We start from the raw sequence: 6,038 nt of genomic DNA on the forward strand, positions 1-6,038 counted from the left end.
ACCACATCTTTGGACGCGTTCCATGTCGTGAAACTGGGATCGGCCATGGTCGACGAAGTCCGCCGCCGCGTCCAGCAGGACACCCTCGGGCACCGCGGCCGCGAAGGGCCCCATTTCTTTCTTCCGGCGCGGCACGGTGCACCTGGGGATGTTCGTGTCTGGCTGGGCCGTTAGCCGGATAAGGCCCAGGAGCTGGTTTTTCGCTGCGGTGCCATCTTCGAGTGACTCGGTGGGCAGCGGCGGTCGGAGTCGCTCACAGGAATGATGCTGAGTAGGACTAGATGGAAAGCCGTGACTGAACCTGCAGTGTGCGGCGGCCCCATCCGCAGGCCTTGTGGAACGCCGAGGACGGTCCATAGCTACGGGACGACGGCCGAGGCACCGGTCGAGCCGGCGTTGTTGGTGCCATTCGCCGAATCCTGTCGTCGCGGAGATCGGCCACGCCGAGGACCTTCCCAATGCGGGGCGGAGTGACCATCATCATTCATGCTCGATGCGTTGCCAGGCACGAGTGGCCAAGTTTTTGGACAGCCGACAAGGCGGAACCTGTGCTCGTCGATGAACAGCTTTCTGGGACGCAGCTTGTCCCCGACGTGAGGCCCAATGGCCGGCATGTTCAGAACCCGCTAGCCTCGATTTTTCATGAGGATGAGTGATGGTCGCTGGTTTGCGGCCGGCAGGTTGAACGGGTTGTTTTCTGTTTTCGGGCAGTGTGGTGTGGCCCGTGGGTTCGCTCTGGGATGGCGCCGGTTCCACTTCCGGTGACGGGCTGGTCGTCGGGATGGGTTGAGCGCCCGCTCACCCGGGGGCAGCAGGCAGGAGCTGTTTAAGTTGTACGGGGTTCTCCAGCAGCAGTTTCAGAAGGTCCTTTTCCGGCGCTGATTCCGGTAGCAGCAGCTGGTTTCGGCGGGCGCGGGTGATGATCTTGCCTGCGGTCGCGAAGATCCGGTAGCGCCAGCGTTTGATGTCCCAGGCCTTGGCGTGGTGACCGTTCGGAAGGGCAGCGAGCTGGAGCCAGGAGACCAGATTGAAGGCCAGCGCGGCGATGTTCGCCCAGGCCGGTGTTTTTCAGGGTCTTGATCCTGTTCTCGCACCGGCCGCGGGCACGGTGCCTCACGTCCAGGAACGGCCCGTGCCACCGCGGCGAGTTGGTCAACAGCGCGGTGATCCGGTGCCCGTCGACATCGACCAGGGTCGGCTGCGCTCCGGGGTGCAGCGGCTCTGCCCGCAGAAACAGTTTTGTACCCGGCGGGTAGTCCTGAAGTGCGATCACGTCGGTGGCGTTGATGACCCAGGCGTCGGTGCGCTCCGCGCCGTTCTGGTCCAGAGCCGGCTGCCAGTTCGTTTTGTCGTTGATCCAGTCGATCATGTGTGCCTTACCGAACGGGAGGGCGTAACTGGTGGAGAACTGCACGCCGAGGCTGTGCAGGTGCCAGAGGAACTTCCGCGAGGCCCCGGCGCTGTCGGTGCGGACCAGCACCTTCTCCCCGGTCAGGGCCCCGGTGTCGTCGTAGAAACTCTCGGGCAGTTGGGCCAGGGCGGTGTGGAAGACCCGGATGTGGTCCTCGGCGCTGTTTGCTCCGGCATTGCCGGGCCGCAGCACGCAGGCAAGGATTTCCCCGGAGCCTTGGCCGGTGCCGTAGTCACAGGATGCGATGAACGGGGCGAACCCGTAGCCGCCTTTGTAGGTGCCGGCAACGTTTTCCTTTTCGGAGTGCGAGGCCACGAGTGTGGCGTCAATGTCGATGATGAGCGGATCCGCGGCCGTCGCGGACAAGGCCGGGTTCCGGTCTCCGGAGGCGTTCCAGGCCCGGGTGCGCAGTTCCCTGGTGAGGGTCTCAAATCCGTAGCTGAACAGCTCCGGGTTGACCACGGTGCGTTCGAAGAACCGTGAAACGGTCGCGTTCGAGGGCAACGGGCCGAAGACCCCGGGTGAGGAACGCAGGATGTCCAGGTCCGATGCGTGTTCGCCTCCGGCGGCGAGCATCGCTGCAAGGGATCCGAGGAGCCTGCCGGAACGATGCCGTGCGCCGGAGGGAACAAGCTGGCCGAGCCTGTCTTCGCACAGTGCCCCGAATCCCAGGGCATCCATGAAGCCGGTGAGGACCTTAACTCCTGCGTGGGAGATCAGCGACTGGCCGGTGAAAGTGACCGGGACGGACGGAAAAACGGGCGTAGACTTTTGCATCGAAAGGGTGCTCCCTCGCTCGGCGAATAACGGTCTCGACAACCACTATTTTCCCAGTTCAGAGCACCCTTTCCCTGTTTAACCACGCGCACTCAGCGGTGCGCCATGAAAACGCCGGGCTAGACCCAGCCAGCAGGAGTCCCTGTGCGCTGCGGCCGCCTCGGTGGTGACCTCGCCGGAGTCATTGACCGAAGAGAGTGTGTTCTGCTGCCAGCGCATGGAGCGGGCATGGCGCGGGGGCTCAACGGGGGTTTCGGTTATCGGTTTCGCGCGGGCAACCGATTTCAACACTGAACAACGGCAGCTGGGACCGGATCACTGCGACCGGGTTATCGCGGATTGGTTTGCCCGGTGTCAGTCATAGCGTACTAGGACCCTGATTTACAAAAACCGCGGCAGTCCTCTGTCTAGTTAGCATTCGTGTTGTCGCCAGCAATCAACATCCCGCTCCTATCGGGCTTAATCTGGCAAGTTCCAGGATCATCCCTATGATCGGGCACGAGGGGAGAGCCGCGGGAAATTTCCGGAGCAATAGCCGAGTAGAATTGTGGAGACTACACGCACAACACTTTGGCGGAGGCCGAGAGATCGCCTCCCGCAGGCGATCGACTCAGGGGGCCCCGGCTTGGATTTACGCGACTACATACGCATCTTCCGTCGCAATTGGATTCTAATAAGTGCCATGACGCTGTTTGGGCTTATCGCGGGCGGGGGCGGTGCGGTCCTGAGTACCCCGACCTACGTGTCCGAAACTCAGCTCTTCGTTGCCATCCAAAGCTCAGGTTCCGTACAAGAACTTCAGCAAGGCAACACATTCGGGCAGGCGCGGGTGCAGTCATATGTCAAAACCGTCGATTCTCCTGTTGTCCTGCAGCCGGTAATTGACACACTCGGTCTTGGTAAGACCGCCGAGGAGCTTGCTCGAAATGTGGAGGCCACTACGGATCTCAACACAGTGCTAATTAACATCTCGGTCACGGACAACTCTCCGGTGCAGGCCGCTGCCACAGCAGAAGCCATTGCGAATAGCCTCATAAAGGTTGTAGACACATTGGAGAAACCCAAAGAAGGCGGGACCTCGCCGGTGAATCTCTCCATCACTATGCCCGCAACTGCCCCCACTGAGCCCTCGGCCCCAAACACTAGGTTAAGCCTGCTGGTCGGCCTGCTTACCGGCCTGCTGACCGGTGCAGGCGCCGCCGTACTCCGAACGACCATGGATAACCGCATTCGCGGTGAAGCGGACCTGCGGAATGTAACTAACGCACCGCTTTTGGGGGGCATCTCATTCGATCAAGATGCCGCCAAAAAACCCCTTCTAACCCAAGCAGCCCCACAGAGTCCGCGCGCGGAGTCGTTCCGCCAACTGCGGACGAACCTGCAATTCGCCAACGTCACCGGGCAGGCGAAATCTGTTCTTGTAACGTCCTCACTCCCTGGAGAGGGAAAGAGCACTACCGCCACGAACCTTGCCATTGCCCTGTCGCAGGCGGGGCAGGCGGTCTGCTTAGTGGACGCGGATCTCCGGCGCCCCATGGTGAATGACTATTTAGGACTTGACCGTAATGCAGGTTTGACAACGGCCTTGGTTGGGGCGGCAGACGTAAACGACCTGCTTCAGCACTGGGGAGACAACGATCTCTACGTCCTGACGTCCGGGCAAATTCCTCCTAATCCGAGCGAGCTCCTCGGGTCAGCTGAAATGAAGCAGCTGATAGTTCACTTGGAACAGGCCTTCGACACCGTAATTGTTGATGCTCCGCCTCTCTTGCCCGTCACGGATGCTGCTGTACTTTCACAAAACGTTGGAGGAGTTGTCGTTGTTGTAGGGTCCCAAAAGCTTCGGCAGCAAGATTTGGAGAAATCCATAGCGGCCCTGGAAATGGTCGGCTCCAACATCCTGGGAATCGTGCTGAACAGGTTGCCAGTGAAGGGCCCAGACGCGTATGCCTATAGCTACTACAGCCATGAAGACAATCAAATCACGAAATCCCGGGACCGGAAGCGCAAGAGTGCGGGACGGGAGCAACTCAGGAACCCAGGCATCGACGTCGGGATATCCGGCCAGGATGAGCGCTCGGTAAGTGCATTTTCAGCAGCAAGGACCGGCAGTAGAGAGTTGTAACGGTGCCTCACGGGCATACATGGATCCGATCAGCCAATAACGGCTAAAGAAACGCAACCTGATGCAACTTCTATTGACCGCATTCGGCTGGTAGCACCTTTCTCGAATCAGACTAGTGGGTGGAGGATCAGCGGCTTTTCACTTCGTACGGTCCTATTTCGATGTTTCCGGATTGCAAGGGGCGGGACCACGAGATGCGGGGCTCAGTTACCACCGCGAGCAGGCTGACGCACCGACCCGGCAACGGGAGTCGACCGGGCCACAGTGGCTTGGATCGCTTCCCGGATCGGGGTTGAGGGATTCCTGCAGCACGTTCGTGACCACCTTAGGGCGCGGACGTTCCAGCCGGTCGAGGTACGTCAGGTTGAGATTCCCAAGCCGAGCGGGAAACTGCGCAAGCTGGGGATCCCGACGGTGACCGACCGGGTGGTGCAGGCTGCCCTCAAGCTCGTGCTGGAACCGATTTTCGAGGCGGACTTCCAGCCGTGCTCGTACGCGTTCCGGCCGAACCGGCGCGCGCAAGATGCCATCGCCGAGATCCATCACTTCACCACCAAGCGGTACCAGTGGATGCTGGAGGCCGGCATCGAGGCGTGCTTCGACATGATCGATCACGTCGCGTTGATGGACAGGGTCCGGGCAAGGATCGGCGACAAGCGTGTGCTGGGGCTGGTCAAGGCGTTCCTCAAGGCCGGGGTGATGACCACCATCGGTACTCGCGAGGCCACGCACACCGGCACCCCGCAGGGCGGGATCTTGTCCCCGCTGTTGGCCAACGTCGCCCTGTCCGCGCTCGATTACCACTTCATCCGGGCGTGGGAGCAGCAGATGGCGACTGAGCCCCAACGGCAGCGCCGCAGGCGACACGGTCAGGCGAACTACCGTCTGGTCCGGTACGCCGACGATTTTGTCGTGCTCGTTACCGGGCAGCGGGAACACGCCGAACGGTTGCGGCAGGAGGTGACAACCGCGCTGTCCCCATGGGCCTGCGGCTGTCGCCGGAGAAGACCCAAGTGGTCCACATCGACGACGGGTTCGACTTTCTCGGCTTCAACATCCGCAGGATGCGCAATCGGGGAAGCAACAAGTGGTTCGTGTACACCCGGCCCTCGAAGAAGGCGATCGCCTCGATCAAGAGCCGGGTGAAGACCATGACGTACAGATCGACCCTGCACAAAGAGCCCGGATACCTGCTGGACTATCTGGGTCGGATGCTGCGAGGGTGGGCGAACTACATCCGACACGGAGTGTCCAAGGCCACGTTCTCCGCGATCGACTCCTATGCGTGGGAGCGGATCACGGCATGGCTACGGAAGAAGCACCGCATCGGATGGCCAGAACTACGGCGCAGGTTCTGTCTGCCCGGAACCTGGCGGCTCGCCGTCAACGGGACAGGTTCAAGGGCGCAGCCAGCGTCTCAGTCATCCGTTACCGCTACCGCGGCTACCGGATCCCGACCCCGTGGACACCCTCAGCCCCCACCGGCTGAGCGACAATCCTCACGTGGAGAGCCCGGTGCGGTGAGAATCGCACGCCGGGTTCGGCGGGCGGTCCGGGGAAACGGAACGGCAGCAATGCGGCCCTTCGCAATTAGGCATGGTTGGTCTGTTTGATCCGGTAGGGGCGGTGGCCGTCGGCTGCGAGTAGGCATCTGATTCGGTAGTTGGTGAAGTTTCGGAAGCCGCGCGCGATTCTGCGGGTTGTTTCGATGACGCCGTTGAAACC

The 6,038-nt window shown here is 61.4% G+C and carries 4 protein-coding genes and 3 pseudogenes; 5 read left to right on the forward strand and 2 right to left on the reverse strand.

Features of this window, described 5'->3' with window-relative positions; genetic code table 11:
- Positions 1-108: pseudogene (locus J7I92_RS23270) on the forward strand (transposase); the annotation flags it as partial.
- A 690-nt stretch (positions 109-798) separates the two neighbouring features.
- On the opposite strand, the pseudogene J7I92_RS23275 reads toward J7I92_RS23270, so the two are convergent.
- Positions 799-2,188 (reverse strand): annotated as a pseudogene (locus tag J7I92_RS23275) (IS1380 family transposase).
- Between the two features lie 625 nt (positions 2,189-2,813).
- On the opposite strand from J7I92_RS23275, the gene J7I92_RS23280 reads away from it, so the two are divergent.
- The 4 genes and pseudogenes from J7I92_RS23280 to J7I92_RS24130 all read left to right on the forward strand — a co-directional run bounded on the left by J7I92_RS23280 (position 2,814) and on the right by J7I92_RS24130 (position 5,802).
- Positions 2,814-4,313 (forward strand): polysaccharide biosynthesis tyrosine autokinase, encoded by a 1,500-nt coding sequence (locus J7I92_RS23280; protein ID WP_214844317.1) that lies wholly within the window; start codon positions 2,814-2,816, stop codon positions 4,311-4,313.
- Between the two features lie 264 nt (positions 4,314-4,577).
- Positions 4,578-5,459 (forward strand): reverse transcriptase domain-containing protein, encoded by an 882-nt coding sequence (locus J7I92_RS23285; RefSeq protein ID WP_214844318.1) that lies wholly within the window; start codon positions 4,578-4,580, stop codon positions 5,457-5,459.
- 5 nt (positions 5,460-5,464) lie between these two features.
- Positions 5,465-5,581 (forward strand): annotated as a pseudogene (locus J7I92_RS24760) (group II intron maturase-specific domain-containing protein); the annotation flags it as partial.
- A gap of 62 nt (positions 5,582-5,643) precedes the next feature.
- A complete protein-coding gene (locus tag J7I92_RS24130; RefSeq protein WP_251040373.1) occupies positions 5,644-5,802 on the forward strand; it encodes a hypothetical protein in 159 nt (52 codons plus the stop codon).
- A gap of 101 nt (positions 5,803-5,903) precedes the next feature.
- Here the strand turns inward: J7I92_RS24130 and J7I92_RS24765 are convergent.
- Positions 5,904-6,038, reverse strand: a 135-nt coding sequence (locus tag J7I92_RS24765; protein WP_214844320.1) for a transposase, incomplete at its 5' end; no start/stop codon positions are given.

Origin of the sequence: Arthrobacter sp. ISL-72, assembly GCF_018613755.1 — a bacterium.
Classification (GTDB): Bacteria; Actinomycetota; Actinomycetes; order Actinomycetales; family Micrococcaceae; genus Arthrobacter.

What these genes read in the sequence shown, in the direction of transcription:
- J7I92_RS24130 (WP_251040373.1), top strand. Translation starts at nt 5,644, where the DNA reads ATGGCCAGAACTACGGCGCAGGTTCTGTCTGCCCGGAACCTGGCGGCT.